Source organism: Bradyrhizobium sp. RDM12, assembly GCF_051917485.1.
Taxonomy (GTDB): domain Bacteria; phylum Pseudomonadota; class Alphaproteobacteria; order Rhizobiales; family Xanthobacteraceae; genus Bradyrhizobium.
In genome coordinates, this window is sequence record NZ_CM133064.1 from 1,030,282 (window position 1) to 1,056,443 (window position 26,162).

General features: G+C 64.8%; 21 protein-coding genes and 1 pseudogene. 17 read left to right on the forward strand and 5 right to left on the reverse strand.

Translation table 11 applies throughout. The features are described 5' to 3' along the window. Positions 1-96: 96 nt before the first annotated feature. Entirely contained in the window at positions 97-1,521 is a 1,425-nt protein-coding gene (locus ACTGJ9_RS04835) for a serine hydrolase domain-containing protein (RefSeq protein WP_456676145.1), read from the reverse strand. Positions 1,522-1,667: 146 nt separating this feature from the next. Beyond that, positions 1,668-2,729 (reverse strand): helix-turn-helix domain-containing protein, encoded by a 1,062-nt coding sequence (locus tag ACTGJ9_RS04840; RefSeq protein ID WP_456676146.1) that lies wholly within the window; start codon positions 2,727-2,729, stop codon positions 1,668-1,670. 266 nt (positions 2,730-2,995) lie between these two features. Here ACTGJ9_RS04840 and ACTGJ9_RS04845 point away from each other — a divergent pair, with 266 nt between their 5' ends. From ACTGJ9_RS04845 to ACTGJ9_RS04855, 3 genes are all read left to right on the forward strand, one after another. After that, the gene (locus tag ACTGJ9_RS04845; RefSeq protein ID WP_456676147.1) at positions 2,996-3,913 is read left to right on the forward strand and encodes a pirin family protein; all 918 of its coding nucleotides are present in this window, start codon (positions 2,996-2,998) and stop codon (positions 3,911-3,913) included. A 78-nt stretch (positions 3,914-3,991) separates the two neighbouring features. Further along, positions 3,992-4,906, forward strand: a complete 915-nt coding sequence (locus ACTGJ9_RS04850) for a phosphoribosylaminoimidazolesuccinocarboxamide synthase (RefSeq protein WP_456676148.1) — start codon at positions 3,992-3,994, stop codon at positions 4,904-4,906. Between the two features lie 286 nt (positions 4,907-5,192). Further along, complete coding sequence (locus ACTGJ9_RS04855; protein ID WP_456676149.1) at positions 5,193-7,409, forward strand: SLC26A/SulP transporter family protein; 2,217 nt, start codon at positions 5,193-5,195, stop codon at positions 7,407-7,409. 142 nt (positions 7,410-7,551) lie between these two features. Here the strand turns inward: ACTGJ9_RS04855 and ACTGJ9_RS04860 are convergent, their stop codons facing one another. Beyond that, positions 7,552-9,045, reverse strand: coding sequence for an NAD-dependent succinate-semialdehyde dehydrogenase (locus tag ACTGJ9_RS04860; RefSeq protein WP_456676150.1), 1,494 nt, complete (start codon positions 9,043-9,045; stop codon positions 7,552-7,554). A 123-nt stretch (positions 9,046-9,168) separates the two neighbouring features. After that, on the reverse strand, positions 9,169-9,489 hold the full coding sequence (locus ACTGJ9_RS04865; protein WP_456676151.1) for a hypothetical protein: 321 nt from the start codon (positions 9,487-9,489) through the stop codon (positions 9,169-9,171). A gap of 339 nt (positions 9,490-9,828) precedes the next feature. Between ACTGJ9_RS04865 and ACTGJ9_RS04870 the strand changes: the two genes are divergently transcribed. After that, positions 9,829-11,022 (forward strand): serine hydrolase domain-containing protein, encoded by a 1,194-nt coding sequence (locus ACTGJ9_RS04870; protein WP_456676152.1) that lies wholly within the window; start codon positions 9,829-9,831, stop codon positions 11,020-11,022. Positions 11,023-11,183: 161 nt separating this feature from the next. Next, positions 11,184-12,834 (forward strand): annotated as a pseudogene (locus ACTGJ9_RS04875) (AMP-binding protein). Positions 12,835-12,973: 139 nt separating this feature from the next. Here the strand turns inward: ACTGJ9_RS04875 and ACTGJ9_RS04880 are convergent. Further along, positions 12,974-13,975, reverse strand: coding sequence for an adenosine kinase (locus ACTGJ9_RS04880; RefSeq protein ID WP_456676153.1), 1,002 nt, complete (start codon positions 13,973-13,975; stop codon positions 12,974-12,976). A 125-nt stretch (positions 13,976-14,100) separates the two neighbouring features. Here ACTGJ9_RS04880 and murJ point away from each other — a divergent pair, with 125 nt between their 5' ends. From murJ to lnt, 12 genes are all read left to right on the forward strand, one after another. Further along, positions 14,101-15,633, forward strand: a complete 1,533-nt coding sequence (gene murJ, locus ACTGJ9_RS04885; RefSeq protein ID WP_456676154.1) for a murein biosynthesis integral membrane protein MurJ — start codon at positions 14,101-14,103, stop codon at positions 15,631-15,633. Positions 15,634-15,726: 93 nt separating this feature from the next. Next, complete coding sequence (gene trpS, locus ACTGJ9_RS04890) at positions 15,727-16,779, forward strand: tryptophan--tRNA ligase (RefSeq protein ID WP_456676155.1); 1,053 nt, start codon at positions 15,727-15,729, stop codon at positions 16,777-16,779. Between the two features lie 127 nt (positions 16,780-16,906). Beyond that, complete coding sequence (locus ACTGJ9_RS04895) at positions 16,907-17,476, forward strand: NifU family protein (RefSeq protein WP_456676156.1); 570 nt, start codon at positions 16,907-16,909, stop codon at positions 17,474-17,476. Between the two features lie 202 nt (positions 17,477-17,678). Next, positions 17,679-18,374 (forward strand): tRNA (adenosine(37)-N6)-threonylcarbamoyltransferase complex dimerization subunit type 1 TsaB, encoded by a 696-nt coding sequence (gene tsaB, locus ACTGJ9_RS04900; RefSeq protein ID WP_456676157.1) that lies wholly within the window; start codon positions 17,679-17,681, stop codon positions 18,372-18,374. Beyond that, a complete protein-coding gene (gene rimI, locus ACTGJ9_RS04905) occupies positions 18,371-18,856 on the forward strand; it encodes a ribosomal protein S18-alanine N-acetyltransferase (RefSeq protein ID WP_456676158.1) in 486 nt (161 codons plus the stop codon). Before tsaB ends, rimI begins: the two co-directional genes overlap by 4 nt. Before the next feature lie 37 nt (positions 18,857-18,893). Further along, positions 18,894-19,349 carry a Fur family transcriptional regulator gene (locus tag ACTGJ9_RS04910; protein WP_456676159.1) on the forward strand — a complete coding sequence of 152 codons (456 nt, stop codon included), beginning with the start codon at positions 18,894-18,896 and terminating at the stop codon, positions 19,347-19,349. A gap of 5 nt (positions 19,350-19,354) precedes the next feature. After that, the gene (locus ACTGJ9_RS04915; protein ID WP_456676160.1) at positions 19,355-20,035 is read left to right on the forward strand and encodes an HAD family hydrolase; all 681 of its coding nucleotides are present in this window, start codon (positions 19,355-19,357) and stop codon (positions 20,033-20,035) included. A gap of 138 nt (positions 20,036-20,173) precedes the next feature. Next, positions 20,174-21,568 (forward strand): tRNA (N6-isopentenyl adenosine(37)-C2)-methylthiotransferase MiaB, encoded by a 1,395-nt coding sequence (gene miaB / locus ACTGJ9_RS04920; RefSeq protein ID WP_456676161.1) that lies wholly within the window; start codon positions 20,174-20,176, stop codon positions 21,566-21,568. A 64-nt stretch (positions 21,569-21,632) separates the two neighbouring features. Continuing rightward, positions 21,633-22,631 (forward strand): PhoH family protein, encoded by a 999-nt coding sequence (locus tag ACTGJ9_RS04925; RefSeq protein ID WP_456676162.1) that lies wholly within the window; start codon positions 21,633-21,635, stop codon positions 22,629-22,631. Positions 22,632-22,691: 60 nt separating this feature from the next. Further along, positions 22,692-23,201 carry an rRNA maturation RNase YbeY gene (gene ybeY / locus ACTGJ9_RS04930; RefSeq protein WP_456676163.1) on the forward strand — a complete coding sequence of 170 codons (510 nt, stop codon included), beginning with the start codon at positions 22,692-22,694 and terminating at the stop codon, positions 23,199-23,201. A 1-nt stretch (position 23,202) separates the two neighbouring features. Then, on the forward strand, positions 23,203-24,321 hold the full coding sequence (locus ACTGJ9_RS04935) for a hemolysin family protein (RefSeq protein ID WP_456676164.1): 1,119 nt from the start codon (positions 23,203-23,205) through the stop codon (positions 24,319-24,321). Next, positions 24,318-25,931: an apolipoprotein N-acyltransferase gene (gene lnt / locus ACTGJ9_RS04940; protein ID WP_456676165.1), complete on the forward strand. Its 1,614-nt coding sequence runs from the start codon at positions 24,318-24,320 to the stop codon at positions 25,929-25,931. The genes ACTGJ9_RS04935 and lnt overlap by 4 nt, the downstream gene beginning before the upstream one ends. Positions 25,932-26,162: the final 231 nt, after the last annotated feature.

Here is a 26,162-nt window from a genome sequence, read left to right on the forward strand (position 1 = left end):
TCCGCGAATCCAACTTTCTGTTGAATTCGCGGAGAGAGACCCCTCATCCGGCGCTTCGCGCCACCTTCTCCCACAAGGGGAGAAGGGAAGAGGCGCCTAGTTCGCCCCTACCAGCTTCCCCTTCTCGCGGGTAGTCGCCACCACATCCCGCACCAGATCGAACACGCCATCGGCTTCCGGCGGCGCGTTCGGCGAGCGGCCGAGGCGCACGATCACCAGCCGCTCCGACGGGATCACGATCGTGTACTGCCCGATCGTGCCCTTGGCGAAGAAGGCATCGCGCGGCCAGCCGAGCTTGACGCGAAACTTCGCGCCAAGGCTGTCGCCCTGGTTGGTCCAGAAGCCCGCGCCGATACCGACCCACGCGTTTGGCGTCGCCGTCGCGGAATAGTTGACCCAGCCCTCGGGCAGGATGCGCTTGCCGCCGACGACGCCGTCGTCGAGATAGAGCTGGCCGAAGCGCGCCCAGTCGCGCGCGGATGCCAGCATCTCGCCGGAGCCCTCGATCGTGCCGGCTCCGTCGAGCTGGAGCGTGACGTTGTTCATGCCGAGCGGCGCAAACAATTCGCGGCGCGCGAAGGCAAGCGCATCCGCGGGCTTGCCGCCGGCGGCGTTGCGGATCAGATGCGCGAGAATGATGGTGTTGCCGTCATGGTAATTCCACGCCGTGCCCGGTGCGGTCGCAAGCGGCGCGCGCTCGGCAAAGCTGGCCATATCGTCTTCGGCGTATTTCATGGCATTGACCGGTTCGAGCACGGAGCCGAGCGAGGCCTGCAACGAGCTTCCGAGCGCAATCCCTGCGGTGTGACGCAGCAACTGATCGACGGTGATGGCATGGCGCGGATCATCCGGATTCTGCCAGGCGGCAATTGGCGCGGGCCCGTCGAGCTTCAATTTGCCCTGGCGCACGAGAATACCCGTCAGCGCTGACATCACCGACTTGGTCATGGAGAAGCCGAGCAGCTGCGTCTCCGGCCCGACACCATCCGCATAGCGCTCGGCGACGATGCGGCCGGCCTTCATGACGACGATGGCGCGGGTGCGGCGATAAGGCGGTTGCCCGGGCTCTGCGAAAGCGCGGTCGAGCGCGACGGACAGGCCCTCGCTTTGCGGCGGCACGAGTCCCGGGCCGGCGATCTCGGGGAGCCACGCCGGCTGTTTGTCATCAGGCGGCGACGCGATCTCAGCGATTCCTTGGCCATGCTCAAGGGTGCAGCCGAGCCCCTCGCGATAGACGGCGTGGCTGCGGCCGATGCCGAACAGCGTCACCGTGACATCCTTGCGGGCGCGATCGACCCGAACATCCATCGCCCAGGTCAGAAGAGCCGCACCCGGCATCGCGTCGGCGGTCTCGGCGAGGTCGCGCAGGGGATCGAGGCCGGAGACGAACGTCTCCGAGCAGAGCGTGTCGGCGATGAAGCCGGTGGCAACCTTCGGCACGTCGCGGGCGCGCGCCGCGCCGAGGGCGAGGCCGGCACAGGCGATGGCGGTGGTGAGGATGATCTTGCGGCGGCGGGTCACGGGCTTTCTCCGGCTTCAGGGCGAGTGGCGGAGAAGGAGCCGGATGCCGGCGAAGCGTGCTCGCCGGATTTGAAATACGACCTCGTCGAAACTGACCGGGGCTAGCCGAATTTGAAATTCCGGTGTGATTTCAGTGAACCAATAATCTAGGCGGCTTCCGCCTTGAGCCGTCGATACTCCGTCGGGGTCACGCCCGTGACCGCCTTGAAGGCGCGGTTGAACGGGCCGAGCGACTGGAAGCCGGCATCCATCGCGATGGTGATGACGGGAACCTCGGCCTGGGTGGGATCGGCGAGCGCGGCCTTGGCCTCCTCGATCCGGTGATTGTTCAGGAACACATTGAAGTTGCGATAGCCGAGCCGCTGGTTGATCAACCGGCGCAGCCGGTATTCCGGAATTTTCAGCCGGCCCGCCAGCACACCGATGGTGATATTCTCCTGACGATAGACCCGCTCGTCGGCCATCAGCCGCATCAGGGCGTCGATGATCTTTTGATCGGCGGCGTCATCGGCCGCAGGCTGAATGGAAACGATTGCCGGTGCGGGCTCAACCGCGGCCGGGAATAGACCCGCCCCGTCAACGCGCATCATGGCATAGACGATCGCCGCGACGGTGCAGGCGAGCGCGCCGGCATTGATGGTTTCGGCGACATCGCCGACGTGGTGCCCGGCGACGGCGATCTGCAGCACCGCGTTCAGCCCGCCATAGAGCGCAGTCGCGCAGACGATGAAGACGCGAGCGCTGCGGCGGCGCTCGACCAGGTCGGCCGGCCAGGAGGCGATCGTCTGCCCGATCGCAAGCGCAATGAACCCGAGCACGATCAGATTGACCACCGTCACCGAGAATCGCACATGGCCGCCGGGTGCAATCCAGACGCAGCCCGCGAAGCTGAAGGCCGTCACCAGCGCCCAGACCGATCCGTGCCACCAGCGGAGGCGAAACTCGTCGTCGAACAGGGAGCGAGTGAACAGCCAGAACACCACCATGGTGCCGGTCGACAACGCGATCAGCGGTGCATGCCAGAGCGGGATCCGTGACGTGACATCCAACGAATAGCTCACAGCATGCGCGGCCGCGCCCAATGCGAAGGCCGCACCGAGGCGGGCAGCCAGCACATTGCGAAAATCGGCAAGCAATGACGCCGCCAGCACCAGCAGCAGCGCGACGCTGGCGGCGCGAAAGGCGAGCTCGAGGGCAGGTATTGTCATCAAATGCTGCGCGAAGAGTGTGAGCTGCCCGAACATCGTCCGTCAGGCCCATTTTTTCAAGGACCATCCTCACCACAGCTGTCGTCGCCCGGCTTGACCGGGCGATCCAGTACTCCGAGACGGTTGTGATTGAAACGATGGGCCGCGGCGTACTGGATCGCCCGCTTTCGCTGGCGATGACATCGAGCTTGTACAGCAGCCTTTGCCGCGACGGCGATGCGAAATCCTGCTACCATCGGCTCCAAGAAGGTCAAAAGGAGTCCACCATGAGCTGGCAGCCCTCCAACGATCCCGTGCTCGGCGATCCCATGTCCTGCGACGCGCTCGATCTCGTCATCGTGCCGCGCACCCGCGATCTCGGCGACGGCTTCGCGGTGCGGCGCGCACTGCCGCATGGCAAGCGGCAGATGGTCGGGCCCTTCGTCTTCTTCGATCATTTCGGCCCGGTGCAGTTCGTCTCCGGCAAGGGCATGGACGTGCGGCCGCATCCGCACATCGGGCTTGCCACCGTCACCTATCTCTTTGACGGCTCCATCATGCATCGCGACAGCGAGGGCAATATTCAGGAGATCCAGCCCGGTGCGATGAATTTGATGACGGCCGGCCGCGGCATCGCGCATTCCGAGCGCACGCCGGATGCGCAGCGCGCCTCGGGCCAGCAGATGCTCGGCCTGCAAAGCTGGATCGCGCTGCCGGCCGGCTCCGAAGAGATCGATCCCTCGTTCCAGCATTACGCGGCGGGCGAGCTGCCGATGATCTCCGAGCGCGATTTTACCGCGCGGGTGATCGCGGGATCCGCCTTCGGCATCACCTCACCCGTGAAAATGGTCTCGCCCTGGTTCTACACCGAGGTGACGGCGGTCGCCGGCGCCAGCGTGCCGCTCGACCCCGACCATGAGGAGCGTGCGATCTACGTGGTTGACGGCGAGGTCGAGATCGCGAACGAACGCTACGAAGGGCCGCGGCTCCTGATCTTCCGCCCCGGCGACCGCATCACCGTGAAGGCACTCAAGGCCACGCGGATGATGTTTCTCGGCGGCGATACATTGGAGGGCCCGCGCCACATCTGGTGGAATTTCGTCTCCTCCAGCAAGGAGCGGATCGAGCAGGCCAAGCAGGACTGGAAAACCGGCCGCTTCGCCGCGGTTCCGCAGGAACATGAGTTCATTCCGCTGCCGGAATAGGCTAATCCGGTGTCCGGTCGCGCTGTCCGGCGCGACCGGATTTCTTGCCTGAAAGCCAAGTTTGCCGAAAGCTTTGCGATGACCACGATGCTCTCCAGCGACCTGCCCCTGACCAAGATCGGGCGTGGCAAGGTGCGCGATATCTATGCCGTCGACGACGACCGCCTGCTGCTGCTGACCACCGACCGCATCAGCGCGTTCGACGTCGTGATGGGCGAGACCATTCCGATGAAGGGCGCGGTGCTGACCCAGATCAGCGCGTTCTGGTTCAACAAGCTCGAAGGCGTGGTGCCGCATCACATGATCAGCGCCGACACCGACGAGATCATCGCAGCCGTGCCGGCGCTGAAACCGCATCGCGCCGAGATTCTCGGCCGCGCCATGCTGTCCCGCCGCACCACCGTGTTTCCGATCGAATGCGTGATCCGCGGCTATCTCTCGGGCTCCGCCTGGAAGGAATATGCCGGCTCCGGCACGCTGGCGGGCGAAAGACTGAAGGCCGGCCTCGTCGAGAGCGAGAAGCTCGAGCCCGCGATCTTCAGCCCCGCGACCAAGGCCGAGACCGGCCATGACGAGAACATCACCATCGCCAGGATGCGCGAAGTCGTCGGGGACGAGGTCGCCTATACGCTCGAAAGCATGACCCGCGCGATCTACACGCTCGGCGAAGAGCTGGCGCGCGAGCAGGGCATCATCATTGCCGACACCAAGTTCGAGTTCGGCCGCGACAAGGACGGCCGCATCATCCTGATCGACGAAGTCATGACGCCGGACAGTTCGCGGTTCTGGGCCGTCGATGCCTACAAGCCCGGCCAGCCGCAAGCGAGCTTCGACAAGCAGCCGCTGCGCGACTATCTCGACGTCGAGCGCCGCGCCGGCCGCTGGAACGGCGATGCCCCGCCGCCGCCGCTGCCCGCGAGCGTCGTGGATGCGACCAGCAAGCGCTATCTGGAAGCGTATCGGCGCGTGACAGGGGCGGAGCTGAAGATTTAGCCGCAGCTGCTTCGATTCGCTTCGTCATTGCGAGCGTAGCGAAGCAATCCAGACCATCTCCGCGGAGGGATTCTGGATTGCTTCGCTACGCTCGCAATGACGCGGAGGGGCTATTGCGTCCCTCGAACTGTCGACCCAGCTCCATCCCCGCCGCCGTGTGATTGACCGTTCACATGCGAAGCGCAGCAAAACTGTCGGATAGTTCATATTTGCAAGAATCATGTTGCGCTAGGCTCGGAGTCGTCTACCTCTCCGGGCAGGTATTTTCATGAGCGAGTGTCACGACGTGACAGACCCTGCAATTGGTTTCGATCGGGTCACCTGGGTCAGCCCGTCCATCAAGCGTGCGCTGAATGATATGCTGGGCGGAGGCGCTGCGAGCATCCTCACCCTGACGTTCGGGCTGTCCTACGCGCTGCTGATCTTCGCCGGGCCGCTCTCGCCCTATCTGTCCTACGGCATCGCTGCGACCTTCGTCAGCTCGGCGGTGCTTGCCGCCGTGATCGGGCTCGGCAGCTCCCTGCCCTTCGCGATTGCCGCGCCGGACAGCTCGACTGCGGCCGTGACCGGAATTCTGGCGGCCTCGCTGGTCGAGCACATCGAAACGGCCAATCTGTCGGCACCACTGCTCTCGCCGGTCCTGATCACGGTCGGCCTGTCGACCGTGCTCACCGGATTCGTGCTGTGCGGGCTCGGCCTGACGCGGATGGGCCGTGCCATCCGCTACGTGCCCTATCCCGTGGTCGGCGGCTTTCTCGGCGCCACCGGGCTTCTCATCGCGCTCGGTGCGATCAGGGTCATCACCGGCACCCCGGTGCAGCTCACGACGCTGCCGCGCTTCGCCAACGGCACCACGCTGCTGGAGCTCGGTGCCGCCTGTGCCATGGCGCTGGTGCTGTACCTGACCTGGCACCGCTCGCGGACCCCGTTCGGGCTGCCGATCATCCTGGCCGGCGGCGCGCTCACGGCGCATCTGGCGTTCTGGATCTCGGGTGTCTCGCTCGACCAGGCACGGAGCATGGGCTGGACGTTTCAGCCGCCGCCGCAAGCCGCGTTCATGCTGCCCTGGCACACCGACGATCTCGCCCGCTATCCCTGGTTTGCCGTGCCGGACCTGCTCGGTAATCTCGTCGCCGTCATCTTCGTCACCGCGTCGAGCACGCTGTTCAACACCACCGGCATCGAAGTCGCCGTGCACCGCGAGGCCAATCTGGAGCGCGAGCTGAACGTCACGGGCGCAGCCAACATCCTCTCCGGCGTGCTCGGCGGCTATACCGGATGCAGCTCGATCAGCCGCTCGATCCTCAATTTATCCAGCGGCGGCCGCGGCCGGCTGTCCGGCCTCACCGCCTCGGTGCTGTCGCTGCTGATGCTCGCGATCGCGCCCGAGCTGCTCGGCTTCATTCCGAAATTCGTGCTCGGCGGCCTGCTGCTCTATCTCGGCGCCGACCAGCTGCACAAGTGGATCATCGAATCGCGCAAGCGGCTTTCGAAGCTCGAATATCTGTCGCTGGTCGCCATCATCGTCATCATCGTGGCCTGGGGTTTCGTGCCGGGCATCCTGATCGGCGTCATCATCGGCTGCGCGACCTTTGCCTTCAGCGCGGCGCGGGTCGAATCGATCAAGTACAGCTTTGACGGCTCCGAATATCGCTCCTCGCTCGACCGCTCGCGCGACGACCGGGAGGTGCTGCTGGCCCATGGCGGCAAGATCCAGGGACTCAATCTCCAGAGCTACCTGTTCTTCGGCTCCGCCAACCGGCTCTACCAGCACGTCAAGCAATTGCTCCGGGAGCGCCCGGAGTGCCGCTATCTGCTGTTCGACTTCAAGCTCGTCACCGGCGTCGACTCGTCCGCCGCCTACAGTTTTGCCCAGATCAAGCGCAGCGCGGCCGATCTCGGCGTCGAGCTGATCCTGGTGCATCTGCCGGCGGCGGCCGAGAAGGTGCTGCGCGCCAGCGACTTCACCGGCGAAGGCGTCACCATCATCGGCGAGCTCGATCACGCACTGGAATGGTGCGAGAACGAGCTGATCTCGCAGCACCAGGGCCTGGCGCAGGAAGAAGCGAGCCTGCGCGACTGGTTCGCCGGCATTCTCGACAGCGAGGACGATGCCGACGAGCTGATCCGCCGCTGCCAGCGCATCGAGGTCGAGGCCGGCGAGGTCATCGTGCAGGCCGGCGACCCCGCCGATTCCATGCACTTCATTCTCGACGGCCGCGTCGGCATCATGATCCCCGCCGAGGATGACCGCACCACGCGCGTGCGCAGCCTGGGCCGCTACACCACGATCGGCGAGATGGGCCTGGTGTCACAGACCCCGCGCAGCGCCACCATCCAGGCCGAGGTCGACAGCGTGCTCTATGTGCTGAACACGCTCCAGTTCGACGCGATCAGGCAAGAAGACCCCGCGCTCAGCCACAAGCTGCTGACCTATTTCGTGTCGGTGATGGCGGAGCGGCTGATGTTCGCGAACCGGACTATTGCGGTGTTGCGGCGGTAATGGCTTCGCCATTGCGAGGAGCCCGCGACAAAATTGCTTCGCAATTTTGCGCTGGTGCGAGGAAGCAATCCAGACTGTCTCTGTCGAAGGATTCTGGATTGCTTCGCTTCGCTCGCAATGACGTGGAGGGATAGCGGCGGCCTCACACCCCCGCCATCATCACGTATTTGATCTCGACATATTCTTCCATGCCGTGACGCGAGCCTTCGCGCCCCAAGCCGCTTTCCTTGACGCCGCCGAAGGGCGCGACCTCCGTCGTGATCAGGCCGGTGTTGACGCCGACCATGCCGGATTCCAGCGCTTCGGCGACGCGCCAGACGCGGCCGAGATCGCGGGAGTAGAAGTACGATGCGAGGCCAAACGGCGAGGCGTTGCACATCGCGATGACGTCGGCTTCGTCCTTGAAGCGGATCACCGGCGCGAGCGGACCGAAGGTCTCCTCCTGGGCCACCAAGGAGTCGGACTTGACGTCGGCGAGCACGGTCGGCTCGAAGAAGGAACGTCCGAGCTCGCTGCGCTTGCCGCCGGTCACGACCTTGGCGCCGCGCTTGACGGCGTCGGCAATGTGGCGCTCGACCTTGTCGATCGCCTTCATGTTGATCAGCGGGCCCTGCGTGACGCCGGCTTCCGTGCCGTCGCCGATCTTCATCGCCGCGACCTTCGCCGACAGCTTCTTGACGAACTCGTCATAGATCTTGTCCTGGGCGTAGATGCGGTTGGCGCAGACGCAGGTCTGGCCCATGTTGCGATATTTCGAGACGATCGCGCCCTCGACCGCGGCGTCGATGTCGGCGTCGTCGAACACCACGAACGGTGCGTTGCCGCCAAGCTCGAGACCGAGTCGCTTCACGCCGACGGAAGCCTGCTGATAGAGGATCTTGCCGACCGCGGTCGAGCCCGTGAAGCCGACGAAGCGCACCGCCGGATGCTCGCACAGCACCTTGCCGATCGGCGGCGCATCACCGGTGATGATGTTGAGCACGCCCTTGGGGATGCCGGCCTTCTCGGCGAGCACGGCCAGCGCCAGGGCCGACAGCGGCGTCTCGTTGGCGGGCTTCAGCACCACGGTGCAGCCCGCGGCCAGCGCCGGCGACACCTTTCGGGTGATCATGGAGTTCGGAAAATTCCATGGCGTGATCGCGCCGCAGACGCCGATCGGCTGCTTGATCGCGAGCAGCCGCGCATCGGGCCGTTGCGTCGGGATGGTCTCGCCATAGACGCGGCGGGCTTCCTCCGCGAAGAACTCGATATAGGCGGCGCCGATATCGACCTCGCCGAGCGCTTCCGACAGCGGCTTGCCCTGCTCGGAGGTGAGGATCAGCGCGAGGTCCTCGCGATTGGCGGTGATCAGCTCGAACCATTTGCGCAAGATGTTGGAGCGCTGCTTGGCGGTGTGCTTGGCCCAGGCCGGGAAGGCGCGCTGGGCGGCTTCAACCGCCTTGGTGGTGTCGTCCGCGCCAAGCTGCGGGACCTTTGCGATCTCGACACCGGTCGCGGGATTGTTCACGGCAAAGACCGGCGTGCCGATCCAGGCGCCGTCGATGTAGCAGGCCTCCTTCAGGAGCGAAGGGTCCTTCAACCGGTCACGCAAGGTGGCGGTGGCGTGCTGGGCGCGTGCTGCGGCGGTCGGCGTCATGGCGTTACTCCTCGGACGATCATTTGGGGACGATCGGATCGGCCCGGAATATAGGGACAGACGCCGCGCAATGCACCGTCCCGCAACGCACGTCTGCCGGGAGCTAAACTCGGAGCGGGAAGGTTACGCCGCGCCGCTCATATAGGTCTCGCGCCGGCCGATCATGCGCTCGGCGGCGGCCTTGGCGCCGGCTTTCGAGGAGGTCGCACAGGTCCGATATTCGAGATCGGGCGCCTCGGAGGTGTCGCGGCGGCCGAACCAGGAATTTGAGCCGACCGGCAGCAGGGCGAGCGCCTGCGCCAGATTGTCGACCGCTCCGAAGGAATAGAGTGCGCCGGTGCCGGCGATGCGGACCTCGTAGATGCCGGGCGAAATTGGAGCTTCGAGATTGTCGCCCCGTCCGGGACGGGGATAACGCTTCCATTCGCTCCATGTCGAAATCATCTCGGGTCCCCTTGCGGCCGGTTAGGCGGCCGCCAAATTTGCTTTAAGTCTTAGCGTCAGCCGCCTGTCCGGCCGCAAGCTGAACGCCGCAATGCACAAAATGTTTCAAGTGCTTCAAACGCTCGAAACATATCGCATGAACCCATCTGTGGTCATGCGAGGTGCGGCCATCCACCGCAGATTGTGAAGACGTATTGCAATTCAGTCGTCCTGCGTGGGGCGCGGACCGTCAAGTCACGACATCGCGACCGAACAATGCATATGGCGACGCTTGCCGCGCCGCGGATGCGGGAGGACAATCGATCACTTCCAACAATAATCAAACCGGAGGAAACGCGTATGCAGAGCAAAGCTGAGATCGACGGGATTCTGAGCAAGACAAGCGACGCCAAGGAAATTCCCGGCGTTGTTGCGATCGCCGCAAACGGCAGCGACGTGATTTATCAGGGCGCGTTTGGCAAGCGCGATCTGTCCAAGCCCGATGCGATGACCGCGGACAGCGTGTTCTGGATCGCCTCGATGACGAAGGCGGTGACGAGTGCCGGCGCGATGCAGCTGGTCGAGCAGGGCAAGCTCTCGCTCGATACGCCGATCGGATCGCTGCTGCCCGATCTCGCCCAGCCGCAAGTGCTGGAAGGCTTTGACGCCAAGGGCGAGCCAAAACTGCGGCCGGCGAAGAGCGCGATCACGCTGCGCCAGCTGATGACCCACACCGCCGGCTTCGCCTACAACATGTGGAACGGCGATCTCGCGGTCTATCTCGAAAAGACCGGCATCCCCGCCATCACCACCTGCCAGAATGCGGCGCTGAAGACGCCTGTTATGACCGACCCCGGCACGCGCTGGGAATATGGCACCAATATCGATTTCGTCGGAAAAGCCGTCGAAGCCGTCAGCGGCAAGCGTCTCGATGCGTATCTACGCGACAATCTGTTCGCGCCGCTCGGCATGTCCGACACCGCCTTCAAGATCACCGACGACATGCGCAAGCGCCTGGTCGTCATGCATGCCCGCGGCGAGGACGGCCAGCTCGCCGCAATCCCGTTCGAGCTCGAGCAGGAGCCGGAATTCCATATGGGTGGCGGTGGCCTTTATTCCACCGCCGGTGACTACATCAAGTTCACCCAGATGATCCTGAACAAGGGCCGCGGCAACGGCAACCAGGTGCTGAAGCCCGAGACGGTCGCCATGATGGGGCAGAATCAGATGGGCGATCTCAACATGACCAGGCTCGCCACGGCGGCGCCAATCTACACCAACGACGTCGATCTCTATCCGGATCAGGTGAAGAAGTGGGGCCTCAGCTTCATGATCAACACCGCCAAGACCGCAGAAGGCCGCAGCGCAGGCAGCCTCGCCTGGGCCGGCCTCGCCAACACCTACTATTGGATCGACCCGACGCGGGACATCACCGGCGTGATCCTGATGCAGCTGCTGCCGTTTGCCGACGCGAAATGCCTGCAGGCGTTCGCGGGATTCGAGCGTGGCGTCTATGCCGGGCTCGATGCGGAGAGCGGGAAGAAGGCGGCCTAAACCTTAGTATGAGGCGCGCGGCGTCGCGCGCCTTCCCGGCAACGGATAACCTCGTGCCCCAATGCCATCGGCCTCGGGCACGAGGCAACTCTATTGAGGAGACGAGCTTGGCGGACGATCTTGCAGGCAAAGCCGACAGTTACGTTTGCGGCATCTCGGACATGCCCTGCTCGGCGACACCATCGGCCGCAGTCTCGACCACGCCGTGGGGCGCTGGGGCAATCGTGAAGCCCTGGTCTCGCCCAGCCACGGCGTGCGATGGACCTGGACCGAATTCGCCGAACGCGCCGACGCGCTGGCCGCGGGCTTTCTCGCGCTCGGTCTCGAACGCGGTGAGCGGATCGGCATCTGGTCGCTGAACCGGCCGGAGTGGACGCTGACCCAGTTCGCCGCCGCCAAGGCCGGCCTGATCCTGGTCACGATCAATCCGGCCTATCGGCTTAGCGAGCTGGAGTTCGCGCTGAAGAAAGTCGGCTGCGCGGCGATCGTCACCGCGACGGCGTTCAAGACCAGCCAGTACATGGAGATGCTCAATACCCTGCTGCCGGAGCTGACGAGCGCCAGGCCTGGACAACTGCAGGCGGCACGGCTGCCGTCGCTGCGGATGGTGATCCAGATCGGCGGCCCGTCGGCACCCGGCACGATCCGTTCGAGGACGTCGCGCGCATGGGTGGCGCCAAGCATCGCGAGCAGCTTGCCGCCCTCGGCGCTGCGCTTCAGTTCGACGATCCCGTCAACATCCAGTTCACCAGCGGCACCACGGGATCGCCCAAGGGCGTGACGCTGAATCACCACAACATCCTCAACAACGGCTATTTCACCGGCCGCGCGATGCACCTGACCGAGCAGGACCGCATCTGCATTCCCGTGCCGCTCTACCATTGCTTCGGCATGGTGATGGGCAATCTCGCCTCCGTCACGCTCGGCACGACCATGGTCTATCCCGGCGAGGGCTTTGATCCGCTGGCGACGCTGCGCGCCGTCGAGCAGGAGAAGTGCACGGTGCTGTACGGCGTGCCCACCATGTTCATCGCGGAGCTCGACCATCCCGAATTCGCGACGTTCAATCTGAAATCCCTCCGCACCGGCATCATGGCGGGCGCGCCCTGCCCGATCGAGGTGATGAAGCGCGTCAACACCGAGATGAACATGCGCGAGGTCACGATCGCCTATGGCATGACCGAGACCAGCCCGGTCAGCTTCCAGAGCGCGACAGACGATCCGCTCGAGCGGCGCGTCTCCACCGTCGGGCGGATTCATCCGCATGTCGAGGTGAAGGTTGTCGATCTCGAAGGCCGGGTCGTCAAGCGCGGCGAACGCGGCGAGCTCTGTACCCGAGGCTACAGCGTCATGCTGGGCTATTGGGAAGAGAAGGAAAAGACCGGCGACGTGCTGGATGCCAACGGCTGGATGCACACCGGCGATCTCGCCACCATCGACGACGAGGGCTATTGCAACATCGTCGGCCGCATCAAGGATCTGGTGATCCGCGGCGGCGAGAACCTCTATCCGCGCGAGATCGAGGAGTTTCTGTACCGCCATCCCAAGATCCAGGACGTGCAGATCTTTGGCGTGGCCGACACCCGCTATGGCGAGGAGCTCTGTGCCTGGATCCGTGTCCGGTCCGGCGAGACGCTGACGGCAGAAGAGGTCCGCGCTTTCTGCGATGGCCAGATCGCCCACAACAAGATCCCGCGCTATGTGGAATTCGTCGACGAATTTCCGATGACCGTGACCGGAAAGATCCAGAAATTCGTGATGCGCGAGGCAGTCGAGCAGCGGCTGGGATTGAAGGCTGCGAAGACGGCGTGAGGCGGCACCGTCATTGCGAGCGCAGCGAAGCAATCCAGCCTGCCTCCGCGGAGAGACTCTGGATTGCTTCGTCGCCAGCGCAAAATTGCTTCGCAATTTTGTCGCGGGCTCCTCGCAATGACGAGGAGCGAGACGACGATTAAACCGTCAGTCCACGCTGCTGGGCCAGCTCTTTCAGCGACACCTGCGGGCGCGCGCCGATGTGCTGGATCACTTCGGCGGCGGCAAGCGCACCGAGTTCGCCGCACTGCTTGTGCGACAGATCGCGCGACAGGCCGTACAGGAAGCCGGCCGCAAACAGATCGCCGGCGCCGGTGGTATCGACCAATCGTGTGATCGGCGAGGCTGGAGCTGCGACGGCGTCCGTCGGCGTCACCACCACGCAGCCCTTCTCGCTGCGGGTGACGACACCAAGCTTGACGTCGTTGCGCAGCTGCTTGAGCGCGGTGTCGAAGTCGGAGGTCTCGTAGAGCGAGTGCAGCTCGGATTCGTTGGCGAACACGATGTCGGCAGTGCCGTTGCGCATCAGCCCCAGAAACTCGTCGCGGTAACGGCCGACGCAGAAGGAGTCCGACAGCGTCAGCGCCACCTTGCGGCCGGCCTCGTGGGTAATTTTGGCGGCCTTGACGAAAGCCTCCTTGGCTCCCGGCGGATCCCAGAGATAGCCTTCGAGATAGACGATCTTGGCAGCCGCGATTTCGGCCGGATCGATGTCGGCCGGCGACAGATCCTGCGCTGCGCCGAGATAGGTGTTCATGGTGCGCTCGCCATCGCCGGTCACCAGGATGTAGGAGCAGCCGGTGGCCGGGCCGCCCTGCGCGGGCGGCGTGTTGAAGGCGACGCCGGCGGCGCGAATGTCGTGGACATAGAGCTTGCCGATCTGGTCGTCCTTGACCTTGCCGACATAAGCGGCACGCGCGCCGAGGCTGCCGATGCCGACGATGGTGTTGGCGGCCGAGCCGCCCGAGACTTCCGTCGCCGGGCCCATGTCAGCATAGATCGCGGCGGCCCGCGCCTCGTCGATCAGGGACATGCTGCCCTTGGCCATGCCGTGCTTGGCCAAAAAGGCTTCATCGGTCCGGACCAGCACGTCGAACAGCGCGTTGCCGATGCCGAGAACGTCATATTTCGCGTCAGCCATTCACCTTGATCCTGTTTGCCGGATTGCGATACCCGCGGAAATCCGCTTCCTGTCGGCCTGAAATCCGGCTCGCGGCCTATCACGACCGGGCCTGCACGGGCAAGCAACGGTATTATGTACGTCCGATGATCCGCTCCTTCCTGACAGTTTCGACGGGAACATTGGCCTCGCGGCTGCTGGGCTTTGCGCGCGATTCCCTGATCGCGGCGCTGCTCGGCACCGGCGCCGTGGCGGATGCGTTTCTGGCCGCCTTCCAGCTCGTCAACGTGGTGCGGCGCCTGCTCAGTGAAGGAGCACTGAATGCGGCCCTGATCCCGGCCTGGCTGCGCGTCCGTGACCGCGATGGCAAAGAGGCCGCCTCCGCCTTTGCAGGACGCGTGCTCGGCACGGTCAGCGTAACCCTGATCATGATCTCCATCATGATCGCGCTGCTGATGCCGCTGATCATCATGATCATCGCGCCGGGCTTCGTCGGCAGCCCCACGCTCGATCTCGCCGTGCAGAATGCGCGGCTGATGCTGCCTTATCTCGCCTTTGCCGGCCCGGTCACCGTGCTGATGGGCCTGCTGAATGCGCAAGGGAGATTTGCGCTTACGGCGTTCTCGCCGCTGCTGTTCAACATCGCGCTGATCGCGGCAATCGCCGCGCTGCTGCTGTGGCACGCCGATGCGCCGCTCGCCGCGTGGATGCTGGCGGCGGCTGTCGGCATTGCCGGTCTGCTGCAACTCCTGATGCTGCTGTCGCAACGAAGTGCGGATCTCGCGACGCCGTTGCGCGCAAGTCTCGACAAGGAGATGCGCGGCTTCTTCGCCAAGGCGATCCCCGGCATGATCGCAAGCTCCGGGCCGCAATGGCTGATGGTGGCGGGCGCGATCATAGCCTCGGCGACGCCGTCGGCGGTGTCATGGCTCTATTTCGCCAACCGCCTGATCGAGCTGCCGCTCGGCATTGTCGGCGTCGCCATGGGCGCGGTGCTGGTGCCGGAGCTGACGCGGGCGGTGGGAAGCGGCGATCGTGACGCGGTGGCGCATGCGGAATCGCGCGCGGTGGAACTCGCGACCGGGCTCGCGCTGCCCGCCGCGCTGGGCCTTGCCGTGCTGGCCGAACCGACCGTGCGGCTGTTGTTCGAGCACGGCGCTTTTGGCGCGGAGGACAGCGCGGCCACCGCCCGCGCGTTGATGTGGCTAGCGCTCGGGCTGCCGGCGCATGTGCTGATCAAGGCGCTGTCGCCGGCCTTCTTTGCTCGCGGCGACACGATGACGCCGCTGCTCGCCACGGCCAAAGGCTTTGTGGTCGCGGTCTTGCTCGCCGTCCTGCTCGACCATTTCTTCGGCGCGAGCGGGATCGCCGCCAGTATCGCAGCGGGCGCCTGGAGCAGCGCATTCTCGCTGCTCCGCAAAGGCACCGGTGAATTCGGCTTCTCGATCGACACCGCCGGGCGCAAGCGGCTGCCGCGGATCGTGCTTGCGGCCGCCGCCATGGGCGCCCTGCTCTGGCTAAGCACGGAGCTGATGCCGGTCGACGCTCACGGCCTGATCCGCTTCATGCTGCTGGGCTTGCAGATCGGCGCCGGAATCGCCGTCTATGGCCTGCTCCTGCAAATCCTCGGCGCGGCGTCCTGGCGAGAGACGGTCAACGCCCTGAAGCGGCCCGCCTAGCCCACACCTGGCGGGCAAGGCCATCGAATTACCCTTGACGGGGCAGCGCCGCTGTTGGAAACGACGGCCCGAATACCTCTGGGAACACTTGCCATGCCATTCGTTGAACGGGTCTTTTCGGGCGTCCAGCCGACGGGCAATCTGCACCTCGGCAACTACCTCGGCGCGATCGTCAACTTCGTGAAGATGCAGGAAACCCACAACTGCATCTATTGCGTCGTCGACATGCACGCGATCACGCAAGGCCTGGACGTCTGGGGCGGGCCGCCCGAGCTCGCACGCAACACCCGCGAAGTGACCGCGGCGTTCATCGCCAGCGGCATCGATCCCAGGAAGCACATCGTGTTCAACCAGAGCCAGGTCTCCGGCCACGCCGAACTCGCCTGGATCTTCAATTGCGTCGCGCGCATGGGCTGGCTCGGCCGCATGACCCAATTCAAGGAGAAGGCCGGCAAAGACCGCGAGAACGCCTCGGTCGGGCTGTTCGACTATCCGGTGCTGATGGCCGCCGATATTCTTCTGTACCGCGCCACCCATGTACCGGTCGGCGAGGACCAGAAGCAGCATCTCGAGCTCTCGCGCGACATCGCGCAGAAGTTCAACAACGATTTCGGCGATTCCATTCGTAGCCATGGCGCCAATGACGGCCTGTTCTTCCCGTTGCCGGAACCCTTGATCACGGGCCCGGCGACACGCGTGATGAGCCTGCGCGACGGCACCAAGAAGATGTCGAAGTCCGATGCATCGGACAATTCGCGCATCAATCTGACCGACGACGCCGACACGATCGCCCAGAAGATCCGCAAGGCGAAGACCGATCCGGAGCCGTTGCCGAGCGAAGAGAAGGGTCTGGAAGCGCGCCCCGAGGCCGACAATCTCGTCGGGATTTTCGCCGCGCTCGCCGGCCGTTCCAAGGCCAGCGTTCTCGGCGAGTTCGGCCGCGGCCAATTCTCCAGCTTCAAGAACGCACTGGCGGAGCTGTGCGTGACCAAGCTCGCACCGATCGCCGGCGAGATGAAGCGCCTGGTCGCCGACCCCGGCCATATCGAGACCATCCTGAACGATGGTTCCGATCGGGCCCGCGCCATCGCCGAGGAGACCATGAACCTTTCCAAGGACATCGTCGGCTTCATCCGCCGCCGCTGACGAGCGCCTAACCCGCTGAAATAACAGCGAAACGGCGCTCCATCCCCTTGACCGTGCGTTCGCCGTAGCCATCTGCTACTGGATGGAGCACGCGCCGGCCTTGAACCGGCGACGTCTGGAGAAAGCCATGTTCATTCAAACCGAAGCCACCCCCAATCCCGCCACCTTGAAATTCATTCCCGGCCGCGCCGTGGTCGACGGCAGCCCGATGGAGTTCTCGAGCCGCGAATCCGCGACCCGCTCGCCGCTCGCGGAAAAGCTGTTCGAGGTGCCCGGCGTCACCGGCGTGTTCTATGGATCCGATTTCATCACCGTGACCAAGGCGAGCGGAGAATGGCAGCAGCTCAAGCCCGCGATCCTCGGCGCCATCATGGAGCACTATATGTCCGGCGCGCCGCTGCTCGCCGACGGCACGGTGCAAAGCGATGTCGATCTCGATGACGAGGACGAGTTCTTCGACGAGTCCGATGCCGAGACTGTCGACATGATCAAGGATCTGATCGAGACGCGCGTGCGGCCGGCGGTCGCCAATGACGGCGGGGACATCACCTTCCGCGGCTTCAAGGACGGTATCGTCTATCTCAACATGAAGGGCTCCTGCTCCGGCTGCCCGTCATCGACGGCGACGCTCCAGCACGGCATCCAGAATTTGCTGAAGCACTTCGTGCCCGACGTGGTCGAAGTCCGGCCGATGTAGGCGAGGTGCGGCAGGGTGGGCAAAGCGAAGCGTGCCCGCCGTCTTTTCTTGGGAGATAATTTGGTGGGCACGGCGCAAGAGCGCCTTTGCCCACCCTACGAGGTGCGGCGATATCGGGGCTCCGAACAGTGAATGACGAATGGCGGATAGGCGTCTGGTTCGCTAAGCTGTTCCCTATTCGCCACTCGCCATTCGCCCATCCATGCTGATCCTTGCCATCGATACCGCGCTCGAGGCGTGCGGGGCTGCCGTTCTCGACACCGACGCCGGCCAGCTCCTCGCGCAGGAGCAGCTGCTCATGAAGCGCGGCCATGCCGAGGCGCTGATGCCGATGATCGCGCGCGCGATGCGGTCGGCCGACCTCGCTTTCACGGCACTCGACCGCATCGCGGTCACCGTCGGCCCCGGCAGCTTCACCGGTTTGCGCGTCGGCATTTCGGCGGCCCGCGGCCTTGCGCTCGCGGCCAAGCGGCCGGCCGTCGGTCTCTCCACCTTGTCGGCCTATGCGGCCGCCATTGTCGGCCAGAGCGGACCGGCGCCGGTGATCTCGGCGATCGATGCGCGGCACGACCACGTCTATTTCCAGATCGTCGCCGGTGACGGCAGTTTGCTGGTGCGGCCGGCCGTCGCTCCCATCGACGAGGCGATCGCGGCCTCGCAATTCGGCGCGCCGCATCTGGTCGGCAATGCCGCGAAAATTCTCGCCGAGCGCTGGCCGAAGGATGCCCCACAGCCTGTTACGGTCGACGCGCAGCCCGCGCCTGACATCAGCTGGGTCGCCTGGCTCGGCGCAGCGGCAAATCCCGACAGCAATCCGGCGCGGCCTTTCTATCTGAAGGCGCCCGATGCAAAGCCGGCGGCCCAGCCGCTGCTTGCGGCCCAAGCCACAACGTCATGATGAGATGGTTTTCGGAATGGCGGCGCGGCGGCACCGCCGCCGTCGAATCCGCATCCGCGCGCGACGCGGCGCGGCTGGCGCAGTTGCACGGCGCCTCTTTCGCGCAGGGCTGGGGCGAAAGCGAGTTCGAGACCATGCTCAGCGAGCGCAACACGCTCGTCCACCGCCTGCGCCTGGGGCGCAAGATCGTCGGCTTTGCCGTGTCGCGGATCGGCGCGGATGAAGCCGAAATCCTCTCGGTCGCGGTCGACCAGTCCTATCGCGGCCGCGGCCTTTCCCGAACGCTGCTGATGACCCATCTCGGTCACCTCGCAGGGCGAGGCGTGCGCACGATATTTCTGGAGGTCGAGGAGAACAATCAGCCGGCACGACGGCTCTACGATAAAGGCGGATTCGTGGTGGTCGGGCGCCGCGAACGCTACTATAAGCAGGCCAACGGGGAACAATTGAACGCACTTCTGATGCGACGTGACTTGTCGTAATATCGATGGCAGAAAGCGCCCGTCAGGCAGACATCACATGACTGGACTTAAACCCTCTTCCGCTTCCAAGGCGCCCGGCATCGAGGCGCGCTGTGCCGCCACCGGCATGCGCATGACCGAGCAGCGCCGCGTCATCGCCCGCGTGCTTGCGGAAGCGCTTGATCACCCCGATGTCGAGGAATTGTACCGGCGCTGTGTCGCGGTCGACGACAAGATCTCGATCTCGACCGTGTATCGCACCGTCAAACTGTTCGAGGATGCCGGCATCATCGAACGCCACGATTTCCGCGAGGGCCGCGCGCGCTACGAGACGATGCGCGACAGCCATCACGACCACCTCATCAATCTGCGCGACGGCAAGGTGATCGAGTTCACCTCCGAAGAGATCGAGAAGCTGCAGGCCGAGATCGCCCGCAAGCTCGGCTACAAATTGGTCGATCACCGGCTCGAGCTCTATTGCGTTCCGCTCGACGACGACAAGTCGACGTCCTAAACCTCGTGCCCATCGACCTCATCATTTTCGATTGCGACGGCGTGCTCGTGGACAGCGAGGTGATCTCCTGTCGCGCCCATGCCGACGTGCTGTGCCGACACGGCTATCCGATCACATCGGAGCAAGTGTCCGAGCGCTTCCTTGGCCGCTCGACAAAACAGGCCAATCTCGAGATCGAAACCGAACTCGGCCGCAAGCTGCCCGAGGCCTATCACGGCGATCTGCAGGATGAGCTGTTTCGCGCATTCGAAGCCGACCTCGAAGCGATCCGCGGCATCCACGACGTGCTCGACGTCGTGACGCAACGTGTCTGCGTTGCCTCGAGCGGTTCGCATCCGCGCATGCGAGTGAGTCTCGGAAGTACGGGGCTCTATGAACGCCTCGCACCGAACATCTTCTCGTCCTCGCAAGTGGCAAACGGCAAGCCCGCACCGGACCTGTTCCTGTTTGCTGCGAAGGAAATGGGGGTCCGGCCCGAGCGCTGTGTCGTGATCGAGGACAGCCTTGCCGGCATCGCCGGCGCGCGGGCGGCCCGGATGAACGTGTTCGGCTTTTGCGGCGGCAGCCATTGCGGGGCCGGCCATGCCGAGAGCCTGCGCCAGGCCGGTGCCGACCTGACCTTCTCGGACATGCATCAATTGCCTGAACTGGTCCGGCGGGTCGCAGCGGACGCCCTGACGGGCTGAATCCGGCGCCAAACCTCTCAATTCCGCAATTCGCGGCTGCATTATGCCGCCGGAACGACCCTTTCAGGCCCCAATCGCTGGATTTTCGGCGCCCCGGCCTATATCTGAGGGTCGTCCTCCACCTCAATTCCGGGTTCCATGAAGCCGCCGCGCAAGCTGCACATCAAATCATATGGCTGCCAGATGAACGTCTACGATGCCCAGCGCATGGTGGACACGCTGGCTCCGGAAGGATTCCTGGAGACGGCCAACGCCGAGGACGCCGACCTCGTCATCCTCAACACCTGCCACATCCGCGAGAAGGCCTCCGAAAAGGTCTATTCCGAACTCGGCCGGCTGCGCGTCGCCAAGGACGAGGCCGCGCGCGAGGGCCGCGCCATGCAGATTGCGGTGGCAGGCTGCGTCGCGCAGGCCGAAGGCGAGGAGATCGTGCGTCGCGCGCCGGCGGTCGACGTCGTGGTCGGTCCGCAGAGCTATCATCATCTGCCCGAGCTGCTGAAGCGCGCCGGCCATGAAGGCCGCGCGATCGAGACCGAGTTTCCCGCCGCCGACAAGTTCGGCTTCCTCGCCCAGCCCAGGCCCGATGCGATCCGCGCGCGCGGCATTTCCGCTTTCGTCACGGTGCAGGAAGGCTGCGACAAATTCTGCACCTTCTGCGTCGTGCCGTATACGCGCGGCGCGGAAGTGTCGCGTCCGGTGGCGAAGATCGTCGACGACGTCAAGCGGTTGGCCGACAATGGCGTGCGCGAGCTCACGCTGATCGGGCAGAACGTCAACGCCTATCATGGCGACGGACCGGACGGGAAAAGCTGGGGGCTCGGCCGGCTGCTCGAGCATCTGGCGACGATTCCGGGCATCGCGCGGCTGCGCTATTCGACCAGCCATCCCCGCGACGTCGACGACAGTTTGATTGCGGCCCATCGCGATCTCGACGCGCTGATGCCGTTCGTGCACCTGCCGGTGCAGTCGGGTTCTGACCGCATCCTGGCCGCCATGAACCGGAAACATACCGCCGATGATTATCTCGATGTCATCGACCGTTTCCGGTCCGCGCGCCAAGACATTGCTTTTTCATCAGATTTTATCGTCGGCTTCCCCGGCGAGAGCGAGCAAGATTTTCTCGCGACCCTCGCGCTTGTCACGCAAATCGGCTACGCTGCCGCATATTCGTTCAAATACTCCGCCAGGCCGGGAACGCCGGCCGCGGATATGCAGGAGACGGTGCTCCCCGCCGAGATGGACCAGCGATTGCAGCGGCTCCAGGAATTGATCGACAGCCAGCAATCGGCCTTCAACAGGGCTGCGATCGGCTCAACGGTCGACGTGCTGTTCGAACGTCCGGCGCGCAAGGACGGCCAGATCGTCGGCCGCACCGCTTTCCTCCAGCCTGCACATGTGATGGCCTCGCCCGACATCATCGGACAAATCCTGCCCGTGCGGATCGATAGCCTCGAACGCTACAGTTTCCTCGGCGAGCTCGCCACGCCACGCACGCGCGAGCCCGTTTTATCATCCATCGCCACTGGAGCCTGAACCCTTGCCAAAAAGCGCATCGGATTCGTCATCTATCGCTCCCAGCCGCAAATTTGACCGCGACATGCAAGTTCCACCCGAGACCCAGGTCGTCATCGACTTCGACGACAACCGCGCCGCATCCGCGCTGGTCGGCCCCTACGGCCAGAACCTGGCACAGATCGAGCGGAGGCTCGGCGTCGTGGTGGACTCCAAGGGCAATCACATCACGATCGGCGGCACCCGCGACGGCTGCGACGCGGCCCGCCGCGTGCTAGAGACGCTCTACGCACACGCCGTCAAGGGGCAGGATGTCGACCAGGGCGAGGTCGAAGGCGCGATTCGCGCCGTCATCGCCCAAGGCTCCCTGTTCGAGTTCGACGCCAAGTCGGCGAAGTCGGCCTTCGACAGCATCAACCTGCGCAAGCGCCCGGTGCGCGCACGCACGGCCGCGCAGGACTCCTACATCCGCGCGCTGAAGCGCCACGAGCTCGTGTTCGGCATCGGCCCCGCCGGCACCGGCAAGACCTGGCTCGCGGTCGCACATGCCGCGCAATTGTTCGAGCGCAAGGAGGTCGACAAGATCATCCTGTCACGTCCGGCGGTCGAAGCCGGCGAGCGGCTCGGCTTCCTGCCCGGCGATCTCCGCGAGAAGGTCGATCCTTATCTGCGCCCGATCTACGATGCGCTCTACGATCTCATGGACGCACGCATCGTCGAACGCGCACTGCAGACCGGCGAGATCGAGATCGCGCCTCTCGCCTTCATGCGCGGTCGCACCCTGACCAATGCCGCGATCATCCTGGATGAAGCGCAGAACACGACATCGATGCAGATGAAGATGTTTCTGACCCGTCTCGGCGAGAACAGCCGCATGATCGTGACCGGCGATCCCTCGCAGATCGATTTGCCGAACGGCCAGACCTCGGGGCTCGCCGAGGCAACCCGTCTGCTGAGCGGCGTCGAAGGCATTGCGCAAGTTCATTTCAAGGCCGAGGACGTGATCCGCCACGAGCTGGTCGCAAGAATCGTCTCCGCCTATGAAGGGGCGCCGCAGCGGCCGCCCGCCGGCAACAAATCCTGACGAGATAACAGCGGGACCACACGGGCGCGGATCCAGCGCCTTACCGTTCCGAACAAAGCCATGTCACATCCCAACCTTCCCATGACCGAGGTCCTCGTCGTCGCCGATCGCTGGCAAAGCGAGCCTGACGCCGAAGCCGTGATCCAGCGCGCCGTTGCGGCGGCCGCCGAATCTATCGATGAAGATGTCGCGGAGGCAGAAGTGGCCGTGATGCTGACCGATGATGCCGGGATCCGCACGCTCAACGGCAACTGGCGCGGCATCGACAAGCCGACGAACGTGCTGTCGTTCCCGGCACTCCAGCCGGAAGGCGAATGGAAGCCGGGCGATGCGCCGCGGATGCTCGGCGACATCGCGATCGCCTACGAGACCATGCGGCGCGAGGCGGACGAGGAACACAAGCCGTTCGATCATCATTTGAGTCATCTCGCCGTGCATGGTTTCCTGCACTTGATCGGCTACGATCACGAGAACGACGACGACGCGGAAGAGATGGAAGCGCTCGAAACCGAGATCCTGGCTCACCTCGGCATCCCAGATCCCTATGCAGACCGCGCAGGGACGCACTGAGATGCCGGATTCAGAGCCTATTCACGACAATCCGCGCAACACGGCCAACCTGCCCGCCGTGGTCGCGCCCGGTGAGGTCTCGCGCCCGACGGCGGACGGCTGGCTGTTGCGCGCCATCCGCACGCTGTTCGGCTGGAAGGCCGGCTCGGTACGCGACGATCTCCAGGTCGTGCTCGATGCGTCGACGCCCGACGACACCGGCTTCTCCGCGGTCGAGCGCACCATGCTGCGCAACATCCTCGGCCTGCACGAGCGCCGCATCGCCGACGTCATGGTGCATCGCGCCGACATCATTGCAGTGAAGCGCGACATCCCGCTCGGCGAATTGATGGACCGTTTCGAGAGCGCGGGTCATTCGCGCCTCGTGGTCTACAACGAGACGCTCGACGATCCCGTCGGCATCGTTCACATCCGCGATTTGCTCGCGTTCATGACCGCGCGTGCACGCGTGCCGGAGGCCACCAAGACCAAGCGCAAGAAGCCGCTGCCGGCCGGACTCGATTTGCGCGCCGTCGATCTCGCGCTGCCGCTGCAGGACGCGCGCATCATCCGCAAGCTGCTGTATGTGCCGCCGTCGATGCGGGCGATCGACCTGCTCGCGCAGATGCAGGCGACGCGCATCCACCTGGCGCTGGTCGTCGACGAATATGGCGGCAGTGACGGGCTGGTCTCGCTCGAGGACATCGTCGAGCAGATCGTCGGCGAAATCGACGACGAGCACGACAGCGACGAGCCGCCGTCGATCGTGCGGCTGCCCGACAACGCTTTCATCGCCGATGCTCGCGCCAGCCTCGACGACGTGCGCACCGTGATCGGCGAGGACTTCGTCACCGGCGAGGCCGGCGAGGAGGTGGAGACGCTGGGCGGCTATCTCGTCAGCTTCGTCGGGCGCCTGCCGGTGCGCGGCGAGGTGATCTCGGGCCCCGGCAATTACGAGGTCGAGGTGCTCGATGCCGATCCGCGCCGCGTCAAGCGGCTGCGCATCTCGACGCGGAAGGAACGCCCCGCGCCGCGCACCCAGCGCGAGAGCCGCCGCCGCGAGGCCGCGCCCGAGAGCGGTCAGCCGCCGGCGGGCGACACGCCGACCCCGCCGCCCGCCGACGGGACCGGCCCGCAGTGAGCCCGTTGCAGCGACTTCGGCTGATTGCGCTTGCCATCATCCTGACCTGGGGGTGGAAGCGCGCGCTGCTTGCGATGGCGTGCGGTGCGCTGTCGGTGCTGGCACTGGCGCCGTTCAATATCTTTCCGGTGCTGTTCATCACCTTTCCCGTGATGGTCTGGCTCATCGACGGCGCCGGGGCCGGACGATATGGCGGTGTCCCCGCCGCGGCGCTGACCGGCTACTGGTTCGGGCTTGGCTATTTCGTCCCCGGCCTCTACTGGATCGGCTACGCCTTCTTCGTCGATGCAGACGCATTCGCCTGGTTGACGCCGTTTGCCGTGCTGGGCCTGCCGGCCTATCTCTCCATTTTTACGGCGATCGGCTTCGCGCTGGCCCGTCTGCTCTGGACCAAGGATGCCACCCGCATTCTCGCACTCGCCGCGAGCCTCACGGTCGGCGAATGGTTGCGCGGGCACGTGCTGACCGGCTTCCCCTGGAACGCATTCGGCTATGCGCTGTCGGAGCCGCTGCAACTGGCGCAGACGGCCTCGCTGATCGGCCAGTGGGGCATGACGTTCCTTACAGTTGCGATCTTCGCAAGCCCAGCGGTGCTGATCGACCGCACGCGCGACCGCAGCCTGGCGTGGCGCGTGCCCGTCGGGGCCGTTGCGCTGCTGGTCGTCATGGGCATCTTCGGCGCCATCCGCATGTCGCTGCATCCGACCACGATGGTTGCGGGTGCCAAGCTGCGCCTGATGCAGCCGAACCTCCAGCAGGACCAGAAATTCAACTACTCCGCCAAGGCGGAGGTGATGAAGAAATATCTCGCGCTGTCGGACCGCGCCTCCCGACCGCAATCGACCGGCGTGAGTGCTGCCACGATCTTGATCTGGCCGGAATCCGCCTTTCCGTTCTTCCTGACCCGCGAAGCCGACGCGATGGCGCAAATCGCCGAACTGCTGCCCAAGGGCACGGTGCTGATCACCGGATCGGTCCGCGCCCCCGATCTTCCGCCCGGCACGCCGATCACGCGGGCCTACAACTCGATCTACGTGATCGATCACGACGGCAGCGTGCTTGCGGTCTATGACAAGCTGCACCTGGTTCCGTTCGGCGAATTCCTTCCCTACCAGAATTTGATGGAGAAGCTTGGCTTCGAGCAACTGACGCGGATGCGCGGCGGCTTCATTCCCGGCACGGTGCGGCACGTGCTGCCGGTGCCGGGCGCACCGCCGGCGCTGCCGCTGATCTGCTACGAGGCGATCTTCCCCGGCGATGTCGGGACGCGCGATGGGCGTCCGGGCTGGATCGTGAACCTCACCAATGACGGCTGGTTCGGCATCTCGACTGGCCCATACCAACACCTGGAGCAGGCGCGGATGCGCGCCATCGAGCTCGGACTGCCGCTGGTCCGCTCCGCAAACACCGGCGTCTCGGCCGTGATCGATCCGGTCGGACGCACGGTGGCCAGCCTCGGTCTCGGGATCGAAGGCATTTTGGATGCAAGCCTGCCGACCGCAATCCCGCCCACCATCTATGCTGGAGTCGGTGACATCCCCGCAGCCATGCTCGTCGCGCTGGCTGTGATTTTGGCGGTGCGACGACGTGCTGCCAAACGGCACCCCTGATCGCGCCGTCGCCAGCCGTTTCCGGCGAGGCGGCCGGAATGTTTTGACAATCCCAGTCCCACGGTTGACAGACTGCACGCGGGCTCCCCATTCTGCACGGGCTGCACAAGACAGCGGTGCATTGCTAAATTTCTCCGCAATGTTTCCCCAATCAGGGTGAAGTTTTGACGTCGCTGTCACCTGAGGCAATACTTCTATTGCGCCGACGGTGGTGTTTGGAGGGCTGAGGAC